Genomic DNA, 24,771 nt, shown 5'->3' with positions numbered 1-24,771 from the left:
GTCTCAGGTCTTTTGTCTGCTTCAATCTTATTCTCACAGTTTTTTCCTCAATAAACGTTTAAGCCCTATCTTTGCCCCCCTGAACCAAAAGGCAGAATTCATTTTCTGCGTACAAACAGCAATCACTTATGGCAGCAGCAAAGAAAAAAGCAGCAGCGAAAACAAAATACAACAAGGAGCAATACATGTACTGGTATGAGTCAATGATGCTTCAGCGTAAATTTGAAGAGAAGGCCGGCCAGCTTTATGGTCAGCAGAAAATCAGAGGTTTTTGTCACCTGTATATTGGTCAGGAGGCTTGTTCTTCCGGAGCAGTTTCTGCTCTGGAGAAAGGAGATAAATACATTACGTCTTATCGTGATCATGGCCAACCATTGGCGTTGGGCACCAGCCCCGGAGCTGTTATGGCTGAGCTTTTCGGTAAAGTAACAGGAACCACCAAAGGAAAGGGTGGCTCTATGCACATTTTTGATAAAGAGGTTGGTTTTATTGGCGGCCACGGAATTGTGGGTGCTCAGATTCCATTGGGTGCAGGTATCGCCTTTGCTGAGAAATATCAGGAGACAGGGAAAGTGTGTATCTGTTACATGGGTGATGGAGCCGTTCGTCAGGGAGCATTTCATGAGGCGTTTAACCTTGCCATGACATGGAAACTGCCGGTTATTTTTGTCGTTGAAAATAATGGTTATGCCATGGGTACTTCTGTAGCCCGTACTTCAAACATTCGAGAGCTTTATGAGCTTGGGGAGTCTTATGACATTCCATCTGAGCCGGTAGATGCGATGGATGTGGAGGCTGTTCACGAAGCAGTAAGCAGAGCGGCAGACAGAGCCAGAAAAGGCGATGGTCCTACTTATCTGGAGTTCAAAACGTATCGTTTCAGAGGTCACTCAATGTCTGATCCTCAGAAGTATCGAACTAAAGAGGAGGTAGCTGAGTGGAAAATGCGTGACCCGATTGAACTGGTGAAGGCGAGAATTTTGAAAGATAAAATTGCAACAGAAGACGAGTTAAGCGAAATCGATGCAAAAATCAAGGACCAGGTGGCAGAAGCAGTGAAGTTTGCTGAAGAGTCTCCTTTCCCTGATGCTTCCGAAGCTTTCAAAGATATCTATGTTCAAGAGGATTATCCATTTGTGATGGAGTAATCGATATAAAATATTGACAGAAAAGAGGCTTTCGAGCCTCTTTTTTGCTTTTGTAGAAAGCATTGAAATTAAGAGGCTTGTAATTTTATGATCGGATTAGAATGAATTAAAATCAATTTCCTAAATTTGCACCTCAAAAATTTAAGCTGAACCAAAAAAATGGCGAAGAAAGAAAAATCTGGTATTGAAATTATTGAAAGTGCTGAAGTACTTCAGCAGGAGCTTGGTAAAGCGGAGTCATTTTTCAACCAGAATAAAAATATACTATACATCATAGCCGGGGTGGTTATTGCCGCAGTTGCGGGCGTTCTTGGTTATAAGTATTTTATCAAACAACAGAATCAGGAAGCTCAGGTGAGCATGTATGACTCTGTTTACTACTTTGAGTCTGATTCATTAGAGCTTGCTTTAAACGGCACTGGTGGAAATGCCGGTTTGCTTGAAGTAGCTGATAGCTACGGAAGTTCTCCTGCTGGAAACCTGGCGAAGTTTTATGTAGGTGTAGCATACATGAAGCAGGGTAAATTTGATGAGGCGATTGAATACCTTAGTGACTTCAGTGCTGATGATATTGTTATTCAGGGAAGAGCTTATGCTCTGTTAGGAGACGCTTATTTAGAAAAGGGCGATGCTCAAAGTGCTATTTCTCAGTATCAGAAAGCCGTTGATTACAAGTCAAACAAACAAATGACACCGGCTTATTTAATGAAATTAGCTACTGCTTATGAAGTGGCTGGTGATAAACAGGGTGCTATTGAGGCTTATGGTGAAGTAGTAGATAACTATTCAACATCCACAGAGTACCTTGCCGCTACGAAGTATAAGGCAAAACTGGAAGCAGAAGCTGGTAATTAACCCAAGCAAAAATATTTCAAAGGGGTAGGCCAGCCGGTTTATCCCTTTTTTTATATCAATTCAATTCATGAGTACAGCACATAAAAATCTTTCCGTTTATAAAACCAATGGACTCAAAGATATGAGTAGCAAGCGGATAGCCGTGGTAACCGCCGAATGGAACGAGGAGGTTACTTTCGCCCTTCGTGATGGAGCCATTGAAACTCTTCTTAAAAACGGTGTCAAAGAGGAAAATATCATTTCTGCCACAGTACCCGGCAGCTACGAGCTGAGCTATGGTTCTCAGGTTTTTGCTCAGCGTGATGATATCGATGCAGTGATCGCAATTGGCTGCGTTATTCAGGGCGAAACTAAGCATAATGATTATATCAATAATGCCGTGGCACAAGGATTGACTGATGTCAGTCTGAAATATAATAAGCCGGTTGTTTTCGGTGTATTGACACCAAACACCTATCAGCAAGCTTTGGACAGAGCAGGAGGAAAACACGGTAATAAAGGTGATGAAGCTGGGATAACGGCTTTAAAAATGTTATCGATTTCGGATTTTTGATTTGGGATTTCGGAATGATAAAATAGGAGTGCGTGAATAGGCATCTTCAATCTTAATAGTTTACACAATGACACAAGTAGAGTTAAAAAAGAGGTTTTTTGATTGGTCGGTTCAGACAGTGTTCTTTTTACGAAAGTTGCCTGATGCACAAGAATACAGAGTTGTTAACTATCAGCTTAGCAAAAGTTCTAGTTCTTCTGCTGCAAATTATCGGGCGGTTTGCCGTGGAAAATCAAGGCCAGATTTTTTAAATAAATTGAGAATTGTAGAAGAAGAGTTAGATGAAAGCCTCTTTTGGCTTGAATACATAAATGCCATAAGTTCGGAAAAGTTTATTGAGGATACGAAACCACTATTGAAAGAAGGTGACGAACTATTATCTATTATAGTTGCCTCTATCAAAACGGTAGTTTCAAGCAATAAAAACAGGTAAAACATCCGAAATTAGAAATCAAAACATCATAAATAGAATAAGGAAATGCAAGTTTGGAAATTTGGGGGAACGTCCGTCGGAAAACCCGAACGTATGAAATCAATTCGGGATTTGGTTACGGCCAATGAAACCCGCAAAATAGTTGTGCTTTCGGCTCTTTCAGGGAGTACAAATGCCTTGCTGGCTATCGGAGAGTCTCTGATGAAGGGAGAAAAAGCTGAAGCCAACAAACAGATTGATGAGTTGAAAGCTCACTATGATCAGTTTTTGACGGAGCTGTTTAGCACTGAAAACGGTCTTACAGATGGTAAAGCGATCGTTGAAAAAGAGTTCGGCTTTATTCGCTCGTTGGCCGACCTCAAAATCTACACCCAAAAGCATGATAAGCAGATGGTGGCTGAAGGTGAATTGCTTAGCACCCAGATTTTTACCGCTTATATGAAGGAACAAGGAGAAAGCGTGGTATTGCTTCCGGCTCTTGAATTCATGAGTATTGATGCTGATAATGAGCCCGAATTAGCCAAAATTGAGGAAAAGCTTTCAGCTCTTTTGGCTACTCAAACCGACAAGCAGATTCTGGTTACTCAAGGCTTTATTTGTCGTAATCCACGCGGTGAGGTTGATAACCTGAAACGCGGAGGTTCTGATTATACCGCTTCTTTGATTGGTGGAGCCATTACAGCTGAAGAAATTCAGATTTGGACCGATATTGACGGCATGCACAATAACGATCCCCGGATTGTAAAACGGACTTTCCCTGTTCGTGAGCTGCTTTTTGAAGAAGCTGCCGAGTTGGCTTATTTCGGAGCAAAAATACTTCACCCAAGTACAATTACCCCGGCGAAAATGAGAGGAGTTCCGGTTCGATTGAAAAACACAATGGCTCCTGATGCACCAGGTACGGTCATCAAATCCTCTATCAGTGGAGGTGCAGAAATCAAGGCTATTGCTGCCAAAGACAATATCACGGCCATTTATGTGCATTCCACCAGAATGCTCAATGCCTATGGCTTTTTGAGAAAGGTTTTTGACGTTTTTGAGAAATTCAAAACACCGGTGGATATGATTACCACTTCGGAGGTATCAGTGGCGGTGACGATTGATAACCCCGAAAATCTGGATAAAATCACCGAAGAGCTGAGCCAGTTTGCTGACATGGAGGAGCATGACCGGAATCAAAGCATCATTTGTATCGTTGGAAACTTCCTTGCTGATAAACCCGGGATTGCTATTCGTATTCTGGAAGCCGTGAAAGGCATTCCGATTCGCATGATTTCTTACGGGGCATCAGAGCATAACATCTCTCTTTTGGTAGATTCTGCTCATAAAAATGAGGCTCTGGAGGCTCTAAACGAAGGACTTTTTGAGTTCAACTAAGACTAATAAAAACGAATTAAATTAATTTTAAGTAATGACGGAACTGGCGGCAGTTTTTGAGAAAGATTTGAAAAAACTGAAGGAGGAAATTCTTCAGTATGATTCCGAGGATTTGCTGTTCAAAACAGTCAAAGGCATTTCAAATTCGGGTGGTAATCTGAGTATGCACCTTTGCGGAAACCTACGTCATTTCATTGGGGCTGTTCTCGGCAACTCTGGCTATGTCAGAAACCGGGAAGAAGAATTTACAGGTCGTTTTACGACTCAAAAACTAGTCGAAGACATTGAGGAAACCATAGCAATTGTCAAATCCATGCTTTCCAATTTATCGGAAGATGATTTTTCAAAGACCTATCCTCTTCAGGTATTCGGGAGCGAAATGAGCACCCAATTTTTCATTTATCATTTGCTTGGCCATTTGAATTATCACCTGGGCCAGATCAATTACCATAGACGACTAATTACAAACTAGAGCATGTTACAAGTCAATTTCATCAAAGAAAATCAGGAGTTAACCATTGCGGGGCTTCAAAAAAAGAACCTTCCGAATGCTGAAGAAGCCGTATCAAAGGCTCTGGAACTGGATCAGAAAAGAAGAGATACCCAAAAAGAACTTGACGATACGCTTGCTCAGTCGAACAGCATTTCCAAACAAATAGGAATGCTGATGAAAGAAGGCAAGAAAGAGGAAGCCGAGCAGGCCAAAGCTCAAACAGGCGAGCTGAAGAGCAAGTCAAAAGAGCTTGAAGAAGTATTGCGTGAGGTGAGTATTGAGCTAACAGAGCACTTATATACGCTACCAAACCTGCCGCATGAAAGTGTGCCGGTGGGTAGATCAGCGGATGATAATGAAACGGTATTGACTCAAGGCGAAATCCCTAAATTACATGAAGGAGCTAAGCCTCATTGGGAGCTTATCAGCGATTATGATATTGTGGATTTTGAGCTCGGCAACAAAGTGACTGGTGCTGGTTTCCCGTTTTATAAGGGAAAAGGAGCCCGTATTCAGCGTGCCTTGATTAACTTTTTTCTGGATGAGGCCATTGCTGCCGGGTATTTTGAAGTGCAGCCGCCCATTATGATCAATGAGGAATCAGGCTACGGTACTGGCCAGTTGCCTGATAAAGAAGGTCAGATGTATGAAGCCACGGCAGACAAACTGTATCTGATCCCCACCGCGGAAGTTCCGATCACTAATATTTACCGGAATGAAATCATTGACGAAGCAAACCTGCCTATCAAAAATGTAGGGTATACACCATGTTTCAGACGGGAGGCCGGTAGCTGGGGAGCTCATGTGAGAGGCCTAAATCGCCTTCATCAGTTTGATAAAGTGGAGATTGTTCAGATCAGAAAACCGGAGGATTCTTATCAGGCTTTAGAGGAGATGATTGACCACGTCAAAGGTCTGTTGGAAAAACTAGAATTACCTTACAGAATTCTCAGACTTTGTGGCGGCGATATGAGTTTTACAGCGGCCATTACCTATGATTTTGAAGTGTATTCAGCGGCCCAGGAACGCTGGCTGGAGGTAAGTTCGGTATCAAATTTTGAAGACTATCAGGCTAACCGACTCAAACTTCGCCATAAAGTGGATGGCAAAACCCAATTACTGCATACCCTGAATGGTTCTGCTTTGGCATTGCCACGTATTCTGGCTTCTATTTTAGAAAACAACCAGACGCCGGAGGGAATCAATATTCCGAAAGTGCTGCAGCCATATTGCGGGTTTGATAAAATATAACTTCTGCCTTACTCGTGGCACGACTCCTCACGGACGAGTATAGTCGTGCCACGAGTATTTTAATAAAAATGAACAAATCAGCCCTAAGAAAAGCCTATCTGGAGAAACGTCTGCTACTCACAGACGACGAAGTGGCCGTCAAAAGCAAGGCCATCAAAGAGTTGCTTTTCAGCCGACTGATGATGCATCGGTATGATCGGGTGCATTGCTATCTGCCTGTGAAGGAGCGGAATGAGGTCGATACGAGTTATATTTTAGATACCCTCCACGCTGACTTCCCGGTGAGTGTTTATGTTCCGAAAATTGAACCGGATGGCATTCTTACCCACCATCTGTACGAGAAAGATACTCCCTTAGAACTCAATAGATGGAATGTTCCCGAACCAGTCAATGAAGGAGTCTCTTCTGAAGCATTTTTTAAGACTGAAGATGATATTCTGGTGATTGCTCCCTTACTGGCCTATGATAAATCGGGTAACCGAATAGGTTATGGAAAAGGATATTATGATCGCTTTTTAAGCCTGAAAACTGAAAACACCCTCATAGTTGGCCTCAGCTTTTTTGAACCCGAAGAACACATCCCAGATGCCGAAGAGACTGACGTTCCACTGGATTATGTGTTCACGGCAGGAAGGATTTGGGGCTTTTAAATAATGGATACTTTCAAGTGTCCTAATCTAACTATACATCTCTTTTTGAAAGCCTTACCCATTGAAAGAGGTGATAAAATTAAATACTCTATAAAAAAGGTAGGACAAGTAGGGTTTGTGTTACTTTTGTAAAGTATTAAACCCATTAAATACTCAATCGAGTAAATATTATCCATTCGGGAATTCAGATAAAACGTTTTCTCCTGGTTTTCCTTTCGGAAGTGTTTGTTGGGACAGACTCTTAATTGTAAAATTTTATGAAATGAATAAAAGGAAACAGCCAAAAGGAAGTACAGAAAAACTGTGGTATGTGATTCCGGCCTTGATTTTAACGGGTTTGATTACGTTTCTACTCATCAGTAACCTTGAACAATTAACCTGGACTAATTTCAGAAAGGGTCTGAATAGCGATCTGCTAATTTTTCTTGCCATTGGTATCTTTGCTCAGCTTGTAGATGGCACCATGGGTATGGGCTACGGTGCTACATCCACCAGTTTTTTACTGGCCTTTGGTGTGCCGCCGGTAGCAAGCAGTATGGCAGTTCATGTGGCAGAAATGTTTTCAACCGGGGCCTCGGCTTTGTCACATTTTAAGTACAAAAACGTAAATAAAAAGCTGGTTATGAATTTGCTGATACCGGGGGTAATGGGGTCGGTAGTGGGTGCATACGTTTTAACGGATATAATTGATGGAAAGGCCATTAAGCCCTTCATAGCGTGTTATATGATTATTTTGGCCCTCCTGATTATCAGGAAAGGGTTAAAAAGCAATATCAAAAAGAAGAAAGTCAAAAGATTGCAACCTCTTGCTCTTTTTGGTGGCTTTATGGATGCAGTCGGAGGCGGGGGCTGGGGACCTATTGTAACCTCCTCTCTCATGGGAAAAGGTCGGGATCCACGTTACACGATCGGATCGGTAAATACAACTGAGTTCGGTGTAGCCTTTGCCAGCGGAATAACCTTCATCCTTTTTGAAGGAATAAATCACTGGCAAATCATCATTGGTTTGGTTATCGGAGGAATTATAGCAGCTCCTGTTGCAGCCTCTGTTGTCCATAAAATCCCAAGAAAACCCATGACACTCGTTGTGGGCGTTCTTCTGATTCTTTTGAGTTTAAGAACAATAATTTTCGGTTAAATAGGATGATAGAGGTTTAGAGCTTTTGATGGAAATCGTTCACTTTTCTTTCCTTTTTGAATAGTTTTGAGGAATGAACCACTTGAACGTATTTCCACCAAATGAAGCACACCTATCTGCTGTTTTTTGCCCTGTTTGCAGTGCTCTCTTTTCCTGCAAAGGGTCAAAATCCTGTTAATTATGACACCCTTCTTTTTGCCCAACAACAGGCCAAAAAGGATGCCTTTCTGGCCGAGATTCTAAAGCGAAAAGCCGAAGAGCAAAATAATAAAGATCAGAACACAGTAAAAACAACTGCTTCTCTACCGGTGGATTGGAAACCTAGAGGACCGAAAGCACTTTCTGAAGGTTTTAAAGATTTTCACTTTGATTTAAATGACCCATCGGAAAAAAAAGCTTGGCTGGGAACTTACAGCGGACTTTGGTACAATAAAGATGTCCTGGCAGATTCATCCTGGCATGAAGTAGAAAGTGTAAAGGAGGGCGTTTTTTCGATTGCACAAAACCCGGTTAATCCTTTAGAAATGGTAATTTCTACTTTTGGCAATTTCTATATTTCAATCGATGGCGGAGAGACCTGGAATTTTCATGAATCGAGCTATTCATTTTATTTAAAATATAATCCACAGGGAGAGCTATATTCTTGCAGTTTTGAGCCTTTTAATTCTTTATTTAATACCGTTTATAAGTTTAATAGAAGTACATATGAATTCGAAACATTCATAGATATTCAAGCTACCTTTTGGCAAGATTCTGATCCTATTGCAACTTCTCTGGCCTTTGATCATGATGGTCTGATTTATGTGGGTCTGGCCAGCGGCAAAATCTACCGCTCTTCTTCATCCACAGGTGGAAGCTGGTCAAACATTATGACGCTTTCACTTTCAAATCAATCACAGTATACAGAAATAGCAATAGGGAAAGACTCAAATAACAATAAGATTCTATACGCTTTAAACACCAAAGCCCCTTACAATCAAAATTCAATTAACTGGATTAGAAAAAGTAATGATGGAGGAAACACCTGGGTCAATTTGTCAATCCCTTTATTTAGTGGTGTTCACTTCAATTTTCGAGGTAATGTATCCTTTCATGTTGACAAAGATGACCCTAATAAATTTGCGATGTTTTCGGGTAGTCTTGTTTATTCCATAAATGGGGGGTCGTCATGGTTTACAAACCCAAATTTTATTATTTATTCTTATGATAACCACCTAAGCGTAAGTTCAACCGGCACAGCTGTTGCTTCGGGTGAACAAGATATTGAGTTGATTGCTGGCTTGTTTTCAGGATCTGAAATTTCTTCGTCTGATCGAAGAAAAGATTTGAATACTGCATTTGTATATGACCTGGACTTCCCAAATAATTTTAATGACTCGCTTCTATTTACGCATGGTTCGAATTTAAGACCTTGGGCATTTGGTGGTATCGATTATCTTGAACCCATTAACTCATTTCCCCAATATTATGGGTATGGTAGTAAAAAATACACAGACAAAAATGAACCGGAATTAGCCTTTTTCTCCGACCCTTCTTTGAAATTTTTTGATCGGGAAGGAAATTTTGACGATCACAACGTTGACCTTGGCAACTCTTATGGCCCATTGGCTTATGATGAAATAAATAATGTAATATATGGCTATAGGTTTTCAAGCGAAATCAACAATCAGACAGTCTTTTTTAAGGTGTTGGATGTGGGCTCAGGTAAAGAAAGGATAGAAAATATCCTTGTTAATAAGTATTTTAATTATCCGAATATTTATTCATCATCAGGAAATGAATTTTTAATCCAAAATTACAGCGAAGAGGAAACCAACCATCTTTATCGTATTTCTGTTTTACCTGACAATACTGGAACTTATGAGGAAATAGGTTTGCCAAATTTATATTTTAATCAACTAAATGTCTGTCGTGACAACCCTCAAATTATTTTTGGGGGTTCATATGGCTCTCTCCATTTTAGTCTGAACGGTGGCGAAACTTGGCAGCATAAAACACAAAATTTGAATGCATACAACCTCTATTATGCGTTTGAACCGGCAAATTTGAATAAGGTTTTTGTATCAATTTCAGACGGTGTATTTTTTACTAATAACTTTTTGAGTCAGTCTCCTATATGGAATGAAATCACGGGAAATTTTCCCGGTAATGAACGTAACCGAATTTGGTATCGCGAGTCAGACGGTCGATTATTGGTATCCACTTATTACAGCGGCCTCTATTCCACAGACTATTTTAGAAGCTCCGTCGCTGATAGCATCATCTTTGCAAAATACCCCAGCTCCTTGTGTGTAAATGAACCGCTAAAGGTCACTTTTTACCGAAACGGGGCTTTCTCGGAGCATAATTCGTATGAGCTCTGGCTATCTGATGCCAATGGTAACTTCAGCAACGCCACTAAAATTGGCACCTCAGAAACTTCACCCATTTATGGCCAGATTCCAAATTCAGCCATTTCAGGTACAGGTTACCGCCTTCGCATCATTTCCACCAATACGGCCGTTCCCATCATTCATGCAGATTCTGAGCCTATTGAAATTAATCAGGGGTCTTCTTTATTTTTGCCCGGTTATCCGCAGGCCATCAATGAAACCAATAATGGGTTTGTATTGAACGCTCCTGTAAGTCAAAATGCGGAAGTATGGTATGTGGCGGTTCCATCAGGTAATCCCACTCCCACCCTTGAGCAATTTATAACGGGTATTGATTCCTCTGGGTTGTCCTATTTGGTAGCCGACAGCTCTCTGGCTTTAGCAAATGAGTCAAACCCAATCATCGTTACCGGCCTTTTGGCTGGAACTCAATATGACCTCTACGTGGCCACAAAATTACCGGGAGAAACCTGCTTTTCTTCTATGTCAAAATTAACCGTGCAAACGGCGGGAAACCCTGTAAGTTATTGTATTCCTAGTCATACTAACGGCTGTTCATCAGACACCTACATTTCTGAAGTGGGTGTATATAATTATCCAACCTATTCAAGTTTGATATTGAATTCATTTAATTCTGGATGGTCCGGAGGGGCTTATTCTTTGAATTCTGACAAGGTAGAATCTATTATTGGCGGAATTTTAGATAAAATCCTCTTCCTTCAAATTCATGATTTCCAAGGCACTTTTCCAAAAAGGCGAATGGCTGCCTGGATTGATTTAAACGACGATGGCGACTTTGAAGATGATTATGAAACGCTATCAAACACCTCCATAGAATATAATTCACCCCAATTAAATCTCTCCGTTCCTGCTAATACCCCTCCTGGAATAAAACGATTGCGGCTCAGAGTCACAGACGAAACTGAAATAGAAACCGGAACTGACATGACTTCCTGCGGCACCTATATTACTGGCGAAACAGAAGATTATCTGATCAATGTAGAAACCAATGACCCTTTCATTTTTGCGAATCTCGATAAAGAACAGGTAGGTCAGTGCGAAATAATAAAAGTGGTGATGGAAGTGACAGGTAGCTATAATGTCGACAATCTGTTCCGGGTAGAGCTCTCAGATTCCACCGGTAATTTCGCAGATTCTACAGTTTTGCTTTCGGGCTTGTCAGCTATTTTTCCTGTTAATATTCAGGTGCCTCACGGTATTCCTTCGGGTGATCATTATAAACTTCGTGTAGTTTCTACTGACCCCGTGGCGGTGAGTTATGAGTCGGCTGATTTTAAGATTAGCCCCGCTGTTTATGCTGTATCGGCCACTTTGCCAGAAGGTTTAAATGAGATAAGCGGAAAGGGAAGTATTGTCTCTACTGAGAACCTGAACAGCTCCTCAAGAACTAGCTACAAAGCCTGGAACTCTGTTATCCTTCAGCCTGACTTTATCGCTAGTCCATCATCGGGAGGTGCTTTTAAGGCTGAGATAGTAGGTTGTAATCCTAATTAAAGTTTCGGCAAGGTACGGAGCATCAACTTAGGGATTTTTGACTATTTTGACATTTCGGGCTTTTCTTCTTTTGCCTTTTTCCCTAGTTTAGGAACACTAAAAAAGCATCTGCACTTCTATGCGGTTAATTCTCTCAGCCTTTATTACGCTGACTACTGTTCTCTCATTCGACGTTTACAGTCAAGATCTCTCATCCTCCCTTAACCATACCACTCAGCCCGCTATTAACTGGAAAGCGAGAGGGCCAGTAGGTATGTCATCGGGGTTTCAAGAGCCATTATTTGACATAAATGATCCTACTGGAAAAAGAGTTTGGTTAACCACTTGGGGTGGCTTATGGTTGTGTGAAGATATCTCTCAGGCAAATCCCCATTGGGAAAGAAAGGAAGCGAGAATAGGATCAAATTCAATAGCTCAAAATCCTTTAAACCCTGATGAAATATTTACCAATAATGATGGAGGAGGTACATTTCGTTCAAATGACGGAGGGCAAACTTGGATTCAGCTAGGTTCATTTACTCCTTCTGGTCGATTAATGTATAATGGGCTTGGGGATCTTTTTCTCTTCGTATCCTATTATCCGTCAAATCAAATATATCGGTATAACAGGAGTACAGGGGTCTTTGATTATTTCTTTAATGTAACGGCTAACTCATCCTCTGATGCTAAACAGAAGATAACTGACATTGATTTTGATAGGGATAACCTAATCTACATTTCACTTTCGAATGGTAAAATACTGAAGTCTCAAACTCAATATGGGGGGCCTTGGATAAATATTAGCCCAATCAGTAATTCTGCAAGCTCTAACTTTACTGGTTTAGCTATTTCAAGAAACGAATTTGGCAACAAAGTTTTTTGGGCCATTAATATAAGACCGAACTCTTTTGAGCCAGCGGACAATATTGTTTGGGCTAAAAAATCTCTTGATTGTGGAGTTTCATGGACGGATGTAATTTTACCCATAAATGGAGATGGTTCAAGATTTTCTTCTTTGGGTTGGAGGCTCGACCTTTCATTTAATTATGGAAGTGATTCTGAGATAATTCTTTCGGGTGGAAACCAAATCCTGATTAGTAGTAATGGAGGAGTAAGCTGGAAAAAGGTTTCGAATCAGACTTATGATAAAGACATTTGGTTATCCCCTGGTGGAAGTGCTCTTCTAGTAAACTTTATAAGTATTCGCTATCTAGCAAATCTTTTCAATACTTCGTATCCCTATTTACAGAGTAAAGAGTCTGATATTATTACACCAAGTATTTCGAGTGTTCACTTTTCAGACGCAGAAAATCCGGATTTACTTTTTTTGAATGGTTCTGTTTTTACGGGTGACGGTATTCTTAGTCCTGGAAACACCTACAATTCAACCCAAGGGGCTTTTTTCGATATTGACGAACCTAATCTGGTTGTCTCATTAGCTCCTGCAGTAGGTTGGTCTGACACTCTGTTAATTCAGGATTCAAAAGGAAGATTAATGAACAAACATAAGTTGGATAGAAAAGTGCCGGCAATTCTTGGGTATGAATCGGTAGGTAATAGTTTATACTCAATTATTGATGCCAGTAGTTTGTACGATTATACAAGGTTATACAGAACCTCTAAAGTAGGTTCAGGAGAAGAGGAATCGAACATTTATACACTCAATCAATATATACACTATCAGTCTTCGGTGGTTCCGGTAAACGATTCATTGGTTTATATATATGGAGCCTTTCTGAATGGATCTCTATACAAAGTATCTTTGAAAAAAGACGGTTTAGGAATAGTTGAGGAAGTAAAAAATTTCACGAACGGCAATCCCAGTAGGGTAGTAGTAGGAAGAGAAAATCCGAATGTAATTATTGTAATGCATTCGGCCTCACTCTATGTTAGTCTCGATGCGGGTGAAAGCTGGTCTGAGCCCCTCAATCAGGACATTGCATACAGTTTTACTAATGTTGGATCAGACCTTGATAAGTTATTTTACACGTCAAACGAAAAGGTTTACTTCACTAATAACTTCTTAAGCTTAAACCCATCATGGGAAGTCATAACTTCTACAGAACTTGAAAAATTAGGTGCTTGGGGAGGCCTACGTTATCGTGAGTCTGACGGATTGCTTTTTATGGCAAGCTCCTACAAAGGGGTTTATTCTACAGATTATTTCAAAGGCCTTGTTTCGCCTGAATTAGCAATAATTAGGAATTTTCAGAAAGACACCCTGTGTTTTAATGAAAAAGTAACGATCCCTTTTGTCCAAAGCAATTGTGCTGGTCCGTTTAAGCTAATTTTGAGCCCATTACATGGAAACGTGAGCGACATTATTTTCGGAGAAAGTACTCAGTCGCCTGTTTCAGGGATCATTCCAGACACATTGGTCAATGGAAGATACCGATTGAAGATAGTTTCTGGAAATTTCGAAAAACAAGTTAAAAGCTCTCTTTATATAAAAGGAGATAGTTCAATTTTTCATAATGGCTATCCAAGAGTCATCAACCCCGGGAATACCAGTTTCGTCATGAAATTCCGATCAAAAAAAGAAGCCAAAGTAGCTTACATTTTAAAGGTAAAAGGATCGTCAAAACCTACCCATTTGGATTTTAATCAGGTTAAGGATTCAATAGAAATGAATTTTCAGGGCCTAGTTCAATTAAAAAAGGATAGTATAACGAATGTTCTAATTTCTGGCTTGCAGCGAAATACAGAGTATGTTATCTATTTTGCTTCTATAGATCCAAATTGTCTTTGCCAATCGATAATAAACTCAAAAGAAATAAAAACAACAGGGAATCTGATTTCTCTTTGCAGACCTTATTACTACTATCCTTGTGATAATAATACATTGATTTCTTCAATGTCCATTTCCGGGCCAGGATTACAAAATCCAGCAGAGGTTAAAACTTTTGATTCTGGTTGCACGGGTTTTAAAACCCAAAATGAAAATGTACCGACAGTTCAAGCTGGAGGTACTTATACCCTAAACGTAAAAACAGGATATCTTGCTCAATTAAAACAAGAAAAAGCTCTTGGTGTCTGGATTGACTTTAATGGTGATGATCAGATATATGACAATCAGGTTTTTGCAGGGAAATTATCAAGTTGGAGTTCTGATATTGTTATAAATATCCCTGATCAAATTTCTCCGGGATTAAGGCGGGCACGAGTAAGAATGGTGGATGGGTCTGCATTTTCGTATAATATGGCTATCTGTGGAAGTACCTCCTACGGTGAAACAATTGATTTTATGGTTAATGTGAGATCAGGTAAGAATGACACATTATTACATGTCACTGATTCTACTTATTATTCCTGTCAAAATGTTAACCTACTAACTAATGTTCCACTTTCTCAAAGTTTTGAATTGGAGCTTTCATCGGCCCACGGGGACTTTAATGGTTCAACCTTGCTTACTGCCGAAGAGGTTTCAGGAAATAGATTTGCTTTTCAATTACCACTGAATACGCCTATTGGAGATCAGTACAGGGTGAACCTTCGATCTACAACTTTAAACCTAACAACACCTAGTTTTCGTGTAGATTTTCAAAACTATCAGGACCTTCAAAAGTCGCCGTCAGGAGGAAGAGAAGTTGTGGATAAAAACTATATTGATTCAAAAGCCGAGATTACTAATACTGCTCGCACAGCCTACAAAGCCTGGAATTCCATAATCCTTCAGCCAGACTTTATGGCAAGTCCTTCATCGGGAGGTGCTTTTAAGGCTGAGATAGTAGGTTGCGAGAATTGAAACGTCAGTTTTTAAGGAAAATCCACTTCACTATTCCCACAATTAGCATTACTTTTGCAGCCCGTAACAGTTTAACAGAGACCCTTTTAGGAAATCTCTACGATAAAAAAGGAGAATAGACCTCTCTCCTGAATCACATTAATCGCTCTGCCATGGGTCGGGGAGCATGATTAAAACAATGAAAGTAGCAGTAGTAGGTGCTACCGGTCTGGTCGGTAGCGAAATCCTCAAAGTTCTGGACGAAAGAAATTTCCGGGTAACAGAAATCATTCCCGTAGCTTCTGAACGCTCAGTAGGCAAAAAGGTAAGCTTCAAGGGAAAAGAGTTTACCGTGGTAGGTTTTGAAGAGGCTATTAAAATGAAACCAAACGTGGCCATTTTCTCCGCTGGTGGTGGCACTTCTCTGGAAGTTGCTCCCAAGTTTGCAGAAGCAGGTATCACGGTGATCGATAATTCATCAGCCTGGCGTATGGACCCAACCAAAAAACTGGTAGTACCTGAAGTAAACGCTGATGTGTTGACCAGCGAAGACAAAATTATTGCGAACCCGAACTGCTCTACCATTCAGATGGTGGTTCTTTTGAAGCCTCTGCACGAGAAATACAAAATCAAGCGTGTGGTGGTTTCTACTTATCAATCGGTAACCGGCTCTGGCAAGAAGGCCGTAGATCAGCTTTTTGATGAAAGAGATGGTAAGGCTGTAACAGATCCTGCCTATCCTCATAAAATTGACCTGAATGTGATTCCTCATATTGACGTGTTCCAGGAAAATGGTTACACCAAAGAGGAAATGAAAATGATCAAAGAAACCAACAAGATCATTGGAGACGACAGTATCCGTGTGACGGCTACTACCGTACGTATCCCTACTGTTGGTGGACACTCGGAGTCTATCAATATTGAGTTTGAAAATGATTATGACCTTCAGACCGTTCGTGAGCTTCTTGCAGCCATTCCGGGTGTTTTGGTACAGGACGACCCTGCCAATAACGTGTACCCGATGCCTTTGAATGCTCATGGCAAAGACGAGGTACTGGTAGGAAGAATCAGAAGAGATGAGTCTCAGGATAATACACTAAACCTTTGGTGTGTGGCTGATAACCTTCGTAAAGGGGCTGCAACTAACGCGGTTCAGATTGCTGAGTATTTGCTTGGCAAAGAGATGATCTGATCATAAATCAAAGCATAAAAAGTCCCCGAAGGCGAAAGCTTTCGGGGTTTCTTTTTGGACTTCATTCTTAATATTTTTTAACGACATAGGCACATAAGTGTACATGGTTTTATTCTAGGTGCGTTTAAACGCTACTCAATTTCTAACACCACGCCATCAGTAAGCGGATGCGAAACACAGGTGAGCACCCATCCTTCTTCCTGCTCGGCCTGGGTAAGGCCATCATCTTCGTCCATTTTAATTTTACCCTCCACACATTTACCCAGACAGGCCGTACACATACCCGCCTGACAAGAGTAAGGCAAGTCAATGTCAAGCTCCAATGCTGCATCCAAAATACTTTGGTGTGGTTCTACCTTAAACGTGTAGTCGTCGCCCATATATTTCACAGTCACTTCCCGCGATTGAAGACTTTCGTTTTCGGGTAGCTCCAATTCTTCATCCAGCATTGGAGCGTTAAAGTTTTCTTTGAAGATCTGCGATTTCGGGACGTCAAAAACGTCAAAAATTCCTAGAGCTTCATCCATCATGCCTACGGGACCACAGAGATAGAATTCTTCTTTTTCTGACCGGAAATGGATGTCCAGCTCTTTGAGCATGACCACAATATTGGCCTGATTAATTCGTCCGCGATACCCGGCCCATGAGTCCGTGGCCTGACTAAGCACGTGGACCACATTGAAGCGTTTGCGATCGGCCAGCTCCATATCCATCAGCTTTTTCCAGAAAATGATGCTCTCTACGGTCCTGTTTCCATAGATCAGCGAAACCTTTGATTTTGGTTCCATTTTGAGAACAGACTTGGCTATTGACATCAAAGGCGTAATGCCACTACCGGCACCAATCAATACCACGTGCCGCTCATTTTCAGCATTGGGCTCAACATAAAAATTGCCCATTGGCTCTATCACCTCAATGAAATCCCCTTTTTTGACCTGATCACACAGGTAATTGGACACCAAACCTCCCGGGACTCTCTTGACCGTCACGGCTACAGCAGTATCGGTATGCGGAGAGGAGGACATAGAGTAACTTCGGCGAACCTTTTTACCATTATCAGCCGGTACAATCAGCGTGATAAACTGACCCGCTTTATATTTAATTTGCTCTGCAAGCGGATGCCAAAATTCAATGGTGATAGCATCTTCAGTTTCCTGGATAACCTCTTTAACCTGCAAAAAATATGTCTTCATTGATTTCTTGATGTTCTCTTATGATTGGGGCAGACAAAACTACAACAGACAAACCATCTATGGCTAATTTTGGTTTAACCAATATGAAGTCAATGGGTTTAAACTCAAAAAATAAATGTTGACATTCGCATAACAGTACCATTATTGGTACAAGATAAATTAGAAAAATAGGCCTAATGGCAAGAAAAAAGAAAAATGAAGTTAAGCTCCTCAAAGAAGATATTCTGAAGTTTTTTGAAGAGCACAGCGATAGACCTTACACCTTCTCAGACCTTTATAATCACTTCAATGTTTATGACAAAGACGATCAGGTTTTCTTCAAACTGATCATGGAAGAACTGGAAGAGAAAGGGAAAGTCAGCAAAGTTGGACGTGGAAAATTCACCAAAGGTCAAGGCGATACCAGTACTGAAGTGACTGGGACGTTAGATCATGTCAACCCAAAATTTGGTTTTGTGCGTTACGAAGACGGGCAGAAAGACATTTTTGTCAATTCGGATATGATGGGAGGGGCCGTGGATGGCGATACGGTCAAAGTTAGATTACTGGGAAGAGGAAGAGGTGAGAACCCTGAAGGACGGGTAACACAAGTGGTTAAAAGAGGACGGACGGAGATCGTCGGTAAAATAAAACTGTACGCCAATTACGCCATCGTGAAACCTGATAACCGAAAGTTTCACGAAGATATTTTTATCGCCAAAAGTCATATTCATCATGCCAAAACCAATGACCTGGTCATTGTCAAAATCAAAGAATATCCGTCTGATTTTCAACAGGCTACAGGCGAGGTCATTGAGGTGCTCGGCAAATCAGGCGATAACGATGCTGAAATGCATGCTATTCTGGCTGAGTTTGGTTTACCCGTGAAGTTTCCGGAAGAAGTTGAAAAGTTGGCAGAGGCTATACCTGAGGAAATTGAGAAGGCAGAAATCGATAAAAGAAGAGATGTGCGGGAGATTCTCACGTTCACGATTGACCCGTATGACGCCAAAGATTTCGATGATGCCATCAGCTTTCAAAAGCTGAAAAATGGTCATTACGAAGTCGGTATTCACATTGCGGATGTTACGCATTATGTGAGACCCGGCAATGTGCTTGAAGAAGAAGCTTTCAGAAGAGCTACTTCGGTGTATCTGGTAGACAGAACCATTCCAATGTTGCCAGAAAAGCTGTCGAATCGTCTTTGCTCTTTAAGGCCTAACGAAGACAAATTGGTTTTCTCCGCCATTTTTGAGATTGATGAATCGGGGAAAGTTTTCAATGAATGGTTTGGTCGCTGTGTAATGCATTCAGACCGACGTTTTACTTATGAGGAAGCACAGGAACTGTTGGAGCTTCCTTTCGGAGAAACCTTGCCTGATAATGTTAGCCCTGAGCTACATGAAGCCCTACTAATTCTCAATAAAACGGCAAAAACATTTAGGAAAGACCGCTTCAAAAAAGGAGCTTTCAATTTTGAGACCAATGAAGTGAAATTCCAACTGGATGAGCAGGGGAAACCATTAGGTGTTTATCAGAAAGTCAGGAAAGATGCCCACAAGTTGATTGAAGAATTCATGCTGCTGGCTAATAAGAAAGTCGCTGAGTTTGTGTTCTTCTCAAAGTTTGACCCGAAATCCAAAAAGAAAGGCGGTAAAACGGATGGTGAAGTCGAGAACCCACCCACCATGGTGTATCGTATTCACGAACCGCCTAATCCTGACAAACTGAATACTTTTGCGTCTTTCGCTGGTAAAATGGGCTACAAAATCAATGTGTCATCTCAGCAGCAGCTCTCTAAATCGCTGAATAACCTAATGACCGAAATTGAAGGAACGCCTATCCAGAATGTGCTGGAGTCGCTGGCCGTAAGAACGATGTCCAAAGCCCGCTACAGCACCGCTCCGCAGGGGCACTTCGGGCTAGCCTTTGAGCATTACAGTCATTTTACCTCGCCTATACGACGATATCCCGATATGATGGCCCACCGCATGCTTCAGCATTATCTGGACGGCGGTAAAAGCCTGAATAAAGACGACTACGAAGACAAATGCACTCACTCCTCCGACCGGGAGAAAATGGCGGCTGAAGCTGAAAGAGCTTCCATTAAATACAAGCAGGTGGAGTACATGAGCTATCAGGATCGTAATGTGGTTTACGATGGCGTGGTGACTGGAGTCGCCGATTTTGGCATTTTTGTGGAGATTGATGGTACTGGTTGCGAGGGAATGATTCGTCTGGCGGATCTCTCCGACGACTATTACGATTATGACGAAGACAATTACAGAATAATTGGTCAACGCACCGGTCGTATTATCGGCTTTGGAGAGAAAGTAAAAGTGACTATCAAGGAAACGGACCTCGAACGTCGAAGCATTGATTTAAACTTAGAGGAAGTGGACGGCCAGCCAGTACGCAGCAATGGAGGTAAAAAGTCAGGAGGCTTTTCAAGAGGCCGGAAATCATCCGGAAACAGGAAAAGCAAAAGTCGCGGTGTGATTCCGCCGAAAAGAGGAAAAGGGAAGAATAGAAGGAGGAGGTAGTTAGAGCACGTCGTTAGTCAAGTGCAATTTTTGAAAGCTTAACACCGTTTTTGAGATACAAATCCATTCAAAATGTATCTCAAAACGTTACGGAATCTTGCTTTATGCCTCATTTTATCGCAAAAGTCATTCGGTCAAAAGGACACTAAATTCCTGATTTCAGCCAATTACAGGTTATCGGCAGAGACCCTCGCAAAATATTATCCAGTCTCTTTAAAACTTGGTCTTCAGATGTTAGAAAGTAGATATGTACGCTTTATTCCTTACCTGAATGGCGAAATGAATCTGACTGGACTTTCAGCATTAGGTGTTGGCTACTGTTTAACTGCATTTCAAAATGAAAATCAAGGTTCAACTCATTTGATTCTGGATGTCCGGGGAATTGAGCGGTTCATAAACTATTCTGATCGAATACAAAACCAATACGGTAGTGTTGCAAAAGTTGGATGCGGATATTCGATAGGACGAATGAAATTCTTAGAGGGTGGTTTAACACTGGAAGATGGCCGCTATTTGGGATTGGAACTAGGCTACTCTCAAATTGTGAGTATCCCGAAAAGGAATAGGACCCCAAAGAGGTTCGGTAAAGCAAAGAATATGGTTAAATGTCCGTAGCTTGATAGTTAAAAGCCACATCTAAAGAGAGAGCACAGGGCATTATAAGGCTATGTTTCTATGTGGTCAAAAAAAAACGGTCTACAACCGCTTCACACTCTCGTGCTCAAAGGTCATTTTACCTTCAGGGGAATATTCGTATAGGACGATCGGTTCGGCTTCATCATAGCAATCTTTGCCATAGCGGGTTACCTTTTTCCGGCGATTACCGGTTTCATAGTATTCTATCCATTGACCCACCTTTACCCCACGATCATAATGCCCTTCTGTGGCCAGAGTTCCTCCTTCATGAAAAGCATAATAATCCCCGGTTTTTTCGCCGTAAAGTATTGGGGTCACTTCCTTGATCTTTGAGCTGTCAGAATCATAATAGGTGATTTCGGCATCCGCAAGAAAACCTTTCTCATAAGTCACCTTGTCTAAGAGTATAAAATCCTGATCATAAGTAACCCAGCGACCATCCTGAGCTCCCAGGTAATAGAACCCTTCTTTCACCAAGGTCTCACCACGGTATTCTTTATAGGGCCCATGCATCAAGTGGTTGGTTTTTCGGTCCCGCATTACGGCTTCAACAATCCGTTTTGTACGCTCATCGTACCAAAAAAGTGATTTTACGTAAGGATTAGGCTGCTGAAAATCTGCCAAGGTGTAGAACTCGATATACTGCATACGGCGGCCTGAGCCTCTTCTGTAAATCTGCTTTTCTACTTTGATGTCTTTGTATTGTTTACCGTCGAAAACCTCCTTCCGTGCTTCTTCTACTGCCTTTTTGGTTTTTCGGGCCTTTTCTTTGAATTCTTTGACCTTCTTCCCCTGATCCTTAACCGTTTCGTTAAAGTACTTCTTGGCATCTTCTACAGAGCTGATTTTGTCGGTAGGCGTATTGATCGAGGCCGAGGGTAGAGTTACATCGACAGGCAGAATATCCTCAATACGTTCTTCAAGACTCATTTCTTTACGCTCAGCTTTACGTTCAGCTTTGGTTTTGGCTGTGGGCACGGCTTCCTGAGCGTTGCTAAGCATCGTAGTAGTTAATAATAAAGATGTGATAATGAGTTTCAATTTCATATATGATCGAAGCGTCGTACTTTTGGACTTCAATAAGTCTGCCAAGATGCAAAATTTGTGTTTCTGAAGGGGCAGAACTTCAAGCTAAAAACGCAATAAATACTCAAAAATTGGAGAAAAACGCTAAAATCTATGTCGCCGGCCATCGTGGAATGGTGGGTTCTGCCATTGTAAGAAAACTGGAAGCCGACGGATTTGAGAATATCATCACCAGAACTTCAAAAGAGCTTGATTTGAGAGATCAGGTCGCCGTTTTTGAGTTTCTGGAAACTGAGAAGCCCGATTATATTTTTCTGGCAGCAGCCAAGGTGGGGGGCATCGTAGCCAACAACACTTACAGGGCAGATTTCCTGTATGAAAACCTACAGATTCAGAACAATGTCATTCACGGAGCCTATCTCAATAAAGTCAAAAAACTGATGTTTTTGGGCTCGTCCTGCATTTACCCGAAACTGGCTCCACAACCTCTGAAAGAAGACTATTTGCTCACAGGCCTCTTAGAGCCAACGAATGAGCCTTACGCCATTGCAAAAATTGCCGGAATTAAAATGTGTGAGGCTTACCGCGACCAATACGGTTGTAACTTCATTTCTGTGATGCCGACCAACCTTTACGGGCCAAACGATAATTACGACCTTCAAAATTCTCATGTTTTGCCAGCTATGATCCGGAAGTTTCATGAAGCCAAACTTGAAGGTAAACCAGAGGTGGAACTATGGGGAACGGGCAAGCCAATGCGTGAGTTTTTACATGCCGACGACCTGGCAGAAGCCTGTGTTTATCTGATGGAAAATTATAGCGAATCTCAGCTGGTCAATATTGGTACCGGAGTTGACGTTACCATCAAAGAACTGGCTGAAACCATACAGAAAACGGTAGGCTATGAAGGCAAAATCAACTGGAATACGGATAAACCGGATGGCACTCCACGCAAGCTGATGGATGTTTCTAAACTGAACGGTTTAGGCTGGAAACATACGATAGACCTGAAAGAGGGAATAGAAAAAGTGTACGAGGATTTCAAAAATAATATCGTCAGAAAAATGTAGGTCTTTGCCATGAAAAAGGCTTTTCAAAAATACCTGAGCATCCCTATGCTGACCTCGGTGGTGCTGATCATCGTTCCACTGGCGGCTACTTCATTTCTAAGTGTTTTTTTTGTTAAAAACGAAGAGACTTTTCTGGCTTACAGCACTTTTGAGTGGCTCAGCTTTTCTGCTGCAGGCATATTTACACAGGCATTTGCTCTTACACCGCCTACTTTCGTGGCTCTGGTGTTGAGTTACTTCTGGGGCTGGAAAACCCTCCCTGTTCTTTTCATTATCAACCTGCTGGCCATCTATTTGATCAATATAATCGTAAAAATGCTGGATCATGAGCGATTTGTTGGCTTTCTGGAGAACAATCCCAAAGCTCAAAAACTGATGAAAAGCATTAGGAAAGAAGAGGTCAAAATCATCTCTCTGGCCAAGCTTTCGCCGGTATTGCCTTTTACTTTTACGAATTTTGTGTTTACGCTTTCGGGAGCAAAGCTTCGCAATATTTTGCTGGGTGGTTTTTTAGGTATGATTCCCCGAACGGTGATGTCGGTATGGGCCGGTACGCAGGCCAAAGAAATCAGGAAATTACTGGAAGACCCTAACCGGAATAATACACAACAAATTCTGGTCATCGCCCTAATTATCATCTCCGCTTTCGGGTTGATTTATGTAATCAATAAGGCCGTAAAACGAGTGACGGATTAGGGTTCGTTTTCCTCTCAAAGTGCAAGACAGAATCTTTTCATCCGCGTATCTTTGATCTTCTATGAGCCTGCTTAAAAAATTTCTACAGCAACCGTACAGCTTCTATTTTGAAGGCAAAAAGCTGTGGCAGATTATTGCTGTGATCTACCTGATGGCTCAGTTTTATAACTCCATAATTCAGCCCTTTGATGTGTATCACCCCGAGTTGAAATTTGGGGCCTTCGGCACCGAGCTGATTCACTCTCTGATTCCCGTCATCGTGATGCTTTATACAGCACTTTTTCTGAAGGCGTTTCCCGGAATTACGGACAACTGGACCTTAAGGAAGGAGCTGGTTCTCTTTTTTGTGATTTTGCTGCAGGTGGGGCTGCTCGACTTTTTGATTCGTGATCTCATTTATGACAATCCGGAGAATTGGTCATGGCATTATTTACAGGAAGAGGTTCTGAATACGCTGTTGGGTGGAATGTTGATAGTGACACCCATAATTTCAATCAATCTGAACATTCAATTGCTTAAGAATCAGGAGCGGGCAGAGGCCATCACTGTTGGCAAGAGAGAAGAACTCAAAACGTTTGATTCCGATGTTTTGAGCATTAAAACCCCTCTGGCTTCTGAATGTTTTGAGTTAGATCTTACCCGACTTTTATTTGTCAATGCAGAGGGTAACTATCTCAACTTTCACCTCAAAGATGAGGCCACCTTACTTAAGCGAATGACGCTAAACGGTTTGGAAGAATTATTGAGTGAATATCCCAACTTACTTCGTGTGCATCGTTCCTACCTTGTAAACCTTTCGATGATAGAAAAAGTAGTTGGCAATGCTCAGGGGTATAAGCTAAAACTACGACAATCGTCAGACACCGTTCCGGTTTCACGAAGCTACCTGGAAGTTTTTGATCAGAAAATGAAAGTTTGACGCTGGTCACAATCTCCTTGCGGACTGTC

General features: G+C 41.5%; 19 protein-coding genes. 17 read left to right on the top strand and 2 right to left on the bottom strand.

Features of this window, described 5'->3' with window-relative positions; translation table 11 throughout:
- Positions 1-128: 128 nt before the first annotated feature.
- The 12 genes from pdhA to AFM12_RS06785 all read left to right on the top strand — a co-directional run bounded on the left by pdhA (position 129) and on the right by AFM12_RS06785 (position 16,680).
- Positions 129-1,148, top strand: a complete 1,020-nt coding sequence (pdhA, locus tag AFM12_RS06840; RefSeq protein WP_055145743.1) for a pyruvate dehydrogenase (acetyl-transferring) E1 component subunit alpha — start codon at positions 129-131, stop codon at positions 1,146-1,148.
- A gap of 159 nt (positions 1,149-1,307) precedes the next feature.
- Positions 1,308-2,003, top strand: coding sequence for a tetratricopeptide repeat protein (locus AFM12_RS06835; RefSeq protein WP_055145740.1), 696 nt, complete (start codon positions 1,308-1,310; stop codon positions 2,001-2,003).
- 67 nt (positions 2,004-2,070) lie between these two features.
- On the top strand, positions 2,071-2,556 hold the full coding sequence (gene ribH / locus AFM12_RS06830) for a 6,7-dimethyl-8-ribityllumazine synthase (RefSeq protein WP_055145737.1): 486 nt from the start codon (positions 2,071-2,073) through the stop codon (positions 2,554-2,556).
- 67 nt (positions 2,557-2,623) lie between these two features.
- Positions 2,624-2,989: a four helix bundle protein gene (locus AFM12_RS06825; RefSeq protein ID WP_055145734.1), complete on the top strand. Its 366-nt coding sequence runs from the start codon at positions 2,624-2,626 to the stop codon at positions 2,987-2,989.
- A 45-nt stretch (positions 2,990-3,034) separates the two neighbouring features.
- Positions 3,035-4,366, top strand: a complete 1,332-nt coding sequence (locus tag AFM12_RS06820; protein WP_055145731.1) for an aspartate kinase — start codon at positions 3,035-3,037, stop codon at positions 4,364-4,366.
- A 34-nt stretch (positions 4,367-4,400) separates the two neighbouring features.
- Positions 4,401-4,838 (top strand): DinB family protein, encoded by a 438-nt coding sequence (locus AFM12_RS06815; protein ID WP_055145728.1) that lies wholly within the window; start codon positions 4,401-4,403, stop codon positions 4,836-4,838.
- Between the two features lie 3 nt (positions 4,839-4,841).
- On the top strand, positions 4,842-6,110 hold the full coding sequence (gene serS / locus AFM12_RS06810; RefSeq protein ID WP_055145725.1) for a serine--tRNA ligase: 1,269 nt from the start codon (positions 4,842-4,844) through the stop codon (positions 6,108-6,110).
- Positions 6,111-6,178: 68 nt separating this feature from the next.
- On the top strand, positions 6,179-6,760 hold the full coding sequence (locus AFM12_RS06805) for a 5-formyltetrahydrofolate cyclo-ligase (protein ID WP_055145722.1): 582 nt from the start codon (positions 6,179-6,181) through the stop codon (positions 6,758-6,760).
- A 262-nt stretch (positions 6,761-7,022) separates the two neighbouring features.
- The gene (locus tag AFM12_RS06800; RefSeq protein ID WP_055145719.1) at positions 7,023-7,898 is read left to right on the top strand and encodes a sulfite exporter TauE/SafE family protein; all 876 of its coding nucleotides are present in this window, start codon (positions 7,023-7,025) and stop codon (positions 7,896-7,898) included.
- Positions 7,899-7,999: 101 nt separating this feature from the next.
- Positions 8,000-11,785: a GEVED domain-containing protein gene (locus AFM12_RS06795; protein ID WP_055145716.1), complete on the top strand. Its 3,786-nt coding sequence runs from the start codon at positions 8,000-8,002 to the stop codon at positions 11,783-11,785.
- Between the two features lie 118 nt (positions 11,786-11,903).
- On the top strand, positions 11,904-15,509 hold the full coding sequence (locus AFM12_RS06790) for a GEVED domain-containing protein (protein ID WP_055145713.1): 3,606 nt from the start codon (positions 11,904-11,906) through the stop codon (positions 15,507-15,509).
- A gap of 178 nt (positions 15,510-15,687) precedes the next feature.
- Positions 15,688-16,680, top strand: coding sequence for an aspartate-semialdehyde dehydrogenase (locus tag AFM12_RS06785; RefSeq protein WP_055147776.1), 993 nt, complete (start codon positions 15,688-15,690; stop codon positions 16,678-16,680).
- Between the two features lie 131 nt (positions 16,681-16,811).
- Here AFM12_RS06785 and AFM12_RS06780 read toward each other — a convergent pair whose 3' ends face one another.
- Positions 16,812-17,873: a ferredoxin--NADP reductase gene (locus AFM12_RS06780; RefSeq protein ID WP_055145710.1), complete on the bottom strand. Its 1,062-nt coding sequence runs from the start codon at positions 17,871-17,873 to the stop codon at positions 16,812-16,814.
- A gap of 176 nt (positions 17,874-18,049) precedes the next feature.
- On the opposite strand from AFM12_RS06780, the gene rnr reads away from it, so the two are divergent.
- Both rnr and AFM12_RS06770 read left to right on the top strand, forming a co-directional pair.
- Positions 18,050-20,395, top strand: a complete 2,346-nt coding sequence (rnr, locus tag AFM12_RS06775) for a ribonuclease R (protein ID WP_055145707.1) — start codon at positions 18,050-18,052, stop codon at positions 20,393-20,395.
- A gap of 231 nt (positions 20,396-20,626) precedes the next feature.
- Complete coding sequence (locus AFM12_RS06770) at positions 20,627-21,010, top strand: hypothetical protein (RefSeq protein WP_131458240.1); 384 nt, start codon at positions 20,627-20,629, stop codon at positions 21,008-21,010.
- Between the two features lie 81 nt (positions 21,011-21,091).
- On the opposite strand, the gene AFM12_RS06765 is transcribed toward AFM12_RS06770, so the two are convergent.
- Positions 21,092-22,078 (bottom strand): toxin-antitoxin system YwqK family antitoxin, encoded by a 987-nt coding sequence (locus tag AFM12_RS06765; RefSeq protein WP_055145701.1) that lies wholly within the window; start codon positions 22,076-22,078, stop codon positions 21,092-21,094.
- A 110-nt stretch (positions 22,079-22,188) separates the two neighbouring features.
- On the opposite strand from AFM12_RS06765, the gene fcl reads away from it, so the two are divergent.
- The 3 genes from fcl (at position 22,189) to AFM12_RS06750 (ending at position 24,742) form a co-directional block, all read left to right on the top strand.
- Entirely contained in the window at positions 22,189-23,127 is a 939-nt protein-coding gene (gene fcl / locus AFM12_RS06760) for a GDP-L-fucose synthase (RefSeq protein ID WP_055147773.1), read from the top strand.
- 9 nt (positions 23,128-23,136) lie between these two features.
- A complete protein-coding gene (locus AFM12_RS06755; protein ID WP_055145698.1) occupies positions 23,137-23,823 on the top strand; it encodes a TVP38/TMEM64 family protein in 687 nt (228 codons plus the stop codon).
- A gap of 61 nt (positions 23,824-23,884) precedes the next feature.
- Positions 23,885-24,742, top strand: a complete 858-nt coding sequence (locus AFM12_RS06750; RefSeq protein ID WP_055145695.1) for a LytR/AlgR family response regulator transcription factor — start codon at positions 23,885-23,887, stop codon at positions 24,740-24,742.
- The last annotated feature ends 29 nt before the right edge of the window (positions 24,743-24,771 follow it).

Source organism: Jiulongibacter sediminis (assembly GCF_001306455.1).
In the GTDB taxonomy this organism is placed as follows: domain Bacteria; phylum Bacteroidota; class Bacteroidia; order Cytophagales; family Spirosomataceae; genus Jiulongibacter; species Jiulongibacter sediminis.
The sequence above is the reverse complement of the archived record's forward strand: the minus strand, read 5'-3'. Positions and strand labels throughout refer to the sequence as shown.

Bases quoted from the DNA above. Each gene is read 5' to 3' on its own strand.
- AFM12_RS06765 (WP_055145701.1), bottom strand. From the start codon at position 22,078: ATGAAATTGAAACTCATTATCACATCTTTATTATTAACTACTACGATG.
- AFM12_RS06795 (WP_055145716.1), top strand. From the start codon at position 8,000: ATGAAGCACACCTATCTGCTGTTTTTTGCCCTGTTTGCAGTGCTCTCT.
- AFM12_RS06815 (WP_055145728.1), top strand. From the start codon at position 4,401: ATGACGGAACTGGCGGCAGTTTTTGAGAAAGATTTGAAAAAACTGAAG.
- AFM12_RS06820 (WP_055145731.1), top strand. From the start codon at position 3,035: ATGCAAGTTTGGAAATTTGGGGGAACGTCCGTCGGAAAACCCGAACGT.
- AFM12_RS06780 (WP_055145710.1), bottom strand. From the start codon at position 17,873: ATGAAGACATATTTTTTGCAGGTTAAAGAGGTTATCCAGGAAACTGAA.
- AFM12_RS06755 (WP_055145698.1), top strand. From the start codon at position 23,137: ATGAAAAAGGCTTTTCAAAAATACCTGAGCATCCCTATGCTGACCTCG.
- ribH (WP_055145737.1), top strand. From the start codon at position 2,071: ATGAGTACAGCACATAAAAATCTTTCCGTTTATAAAACCAATGGACTC.
- AFM12_RS06800 (WP_055145719.1), top strand. From the start codon at position 7,023: ATGAATAAAAGGAAACAGCCAAAAGGAAGTACAGAAAAACTGTGGTAT.
- AFM12_RS06805 (WP_055145722.1), top strand. From the start codon at position 6,179: ATGAACAAATCAGCCCTAAGAAAAGCCTATCTGGAGAAACGTCTGCTA.
- AFM12_RS06835 (WP_055145740.1), top strand. From the start codon at position 1,308: ATGGCGAAGAAAGAAAAATCTGGTATTGAAATTATTGAAAGTGCTGAA.
- pdhA (WP_055145743.1), top strand. From the start codon at position 129: ATGGCAGCAGCAAAGAAAAAAGCAGCAGCGAAAACAAAATACAACAAG.
- rnr (WP_055145707.1), top strand. From the start codon at position 18,050: ATGGCAAGAAAAAAGAAAAATGAAGTTAAGCTCCTCAAAGAAGATATT.
- serS (WP_055145725.1), top strand. From the start codon at position 4,842: ATGTTACAAGTCAATTTCATCAAAGAAAATCAGGAGTTAACCATTGCG.
- AFM12_RS06770 (WP_131458240.1), top strand. From the start codon at position 20,627: ATGTTAGAAAGTAGATATGTACGCTTTATTCCTTACCTGAATGGCGAA.
- AFM12_RS06825 (WP_055145734.1), top strand. From the start codon at position 2,624: ATGACACAAGTAGAGTTAAAAAAGAGGTTTTTTGATTGGTCGGTTCAG.
- AFM12_RS06750 (WP_055145695.1), top strand. From the start codon at position 23,885: ATGAGCCTGCTTAAAAAATTTCTACAGCAACCGTACAGCTTCTATTTT.
- AFM12_RS06785 (WP_055147776.1), top strand. From the start codon at position 15,688: ATGAAAGTAGCAGTAGTAGGTGCTACCGGTCTGGTCGGTAGCGAAATC.
- AFM12_RS06790 (WP_055145713.1), top strand. From the start codon at position 11,904: ATGCGGTTAATTCTCTCAGCCTTTATTACGCTGACTACTGTTCTCTCA.